Source organism: Agrobacterium sp. MS2 (assembly GCF_003261015.1).
Classification (GTDB): domain Bacteria; phylum Pseudomonadota; class Alphaproteobacteria; order Rhizobiales; family Rhizobiaceae; genus Agrobacterium; species Agrobacterium pusense.
In genome coordinates, this window is record NZ_QLNF01000062.1 from 1 (window position 1) to 1,497 (window position 1,497).

The window sequence follows — 1,497 nt, forward strand, 5'->3', positions numbered from 1 at the left end:
GAGAGAGAGAGAGAGAGAGAGAGAGAGAGAGAGAGAGAGAGAACGGATGTCCGATAGCGGCACCATGCAGGTGGCGTCCCTAAGAGCAAGCTACCTTCCGCTCATGTCGTTCACTTCGTTCGGCGAGGTCGGGACGCCGTAAGATTGTCACCCAACTTGGATCATCCGGCAATGACGGCAGTCCTGCACCATGCCCGGGTTGACCGGAGCTCTGGGAATCTTAAATGCAGGCGCGGGGAAATTTTTCATTATCGACAGGAGAGCGGCAGCGCGAAAATTAGTGGCGTTTTAGGCCGCGGCTGGCCTGGTGCGGTTTTGAGGATGTACCCGCATTCGGCGCGTCATGATGAACCCATTTGAAGAACGCGTAGACGGGATAAAAATGACAATCAGGGTGAGGATTGAGTCGAGCATCTGCATTCGACCCTCGCGAGACGGCAATGTCGCGATCGCAGTTAGAGCTTATAAGCTGTGCCAGGGGCGAGCGTTATTTTGCTGTCCCAACTCGCGATCCAATTTGTCTCTGCTGCAATCACTGCGATCAGCATGGCCGCGAATATTGTAGACAAGGTGACGATCAGGAAAAGTAAAATCTTTCGGAAAATGCGAGTGTCTCCGACTGAAACGCGCGGACGCTATACAAGCCGCGCCATATTATAATTGACGGCAATGGTTAAAACTTGGTTTGCGATATTCCCTGCGTGGCGGACGGTGCGGAAACGGGGCCCGCGCGGAGTTGCAAGGTTTTGCATGCCGATAGATTTCAGGCTTCAAACGGCTGACGAAGGGGCGAGGGGCTCTTACGGCCGGCTGGTTGTCCCGCTTACGAATTCTGCATACTAATTTGAGCGGGTGGAATGAAATCTATGTCGCAGACCGTTAAATTAATCGCGGCAATTGTCTTACAAACGAGATCTTTATCAAAGGCGGTATCGGGCGTCACTGAAGGGGCGCCACCGTGGCGCCCCTCCTGAGAGCTGGCTCGGGAAATTTGAACAGCGGGGATAAGTGGAATTTCTGCCTGACTTCGGCTTAGATGCCGTGAACAGGAGATACCATGACGAGACGACCGCGCCGGAACCACAGCCCGGCTTTCAAGGCAAAGGTGGCGCTTGCCGCTATTCGAGGCGAACAGACGCTGGTGGAGTTGTCCCAGCAGTTTGACGTGCACGCCAACCAGATCAAACAGTGGAAAGACCAGCTCCTTGAGGGGGCGACAGGCGTTTTCGGTGATGAAGCGAAGGCGGAACCGGCGGGTCCAACCGTCGATGTCAAAACACTGCACGCCAAGATCGGCGAATTGACACTGGAGAACGATTTTTTATCCGGTGCGCTCGGCAAGGCGGGATTGCTGGGCGGAAAGAAATGATCGACCGCCAGCATAAGCTATCCGTCGTGCGCCAAGCGAAGCTTCTCGGCTTCAGTCACACAGCTGAAACGAGCGGGGCGAGACATTCCTGATACTCTATTGAAACACATATCGCCGCTCAGTTGGGA

The 1,497-nt window shown here is 54.6% G+C and carries 1 pseudogene; it reads left to right on the forward strand.

The features are described from left to right. Nucleotides 1-1,057: 1,057 nt before the first annotated feature. A pseudogene (locus tag DOU54_RS17010) lies at nt 1,058-1,425 on the forward strand (transposase); the annotation flags it as partial. Nucleotides 1,426-1,497 lie beyond the last annotated feature (72 nt).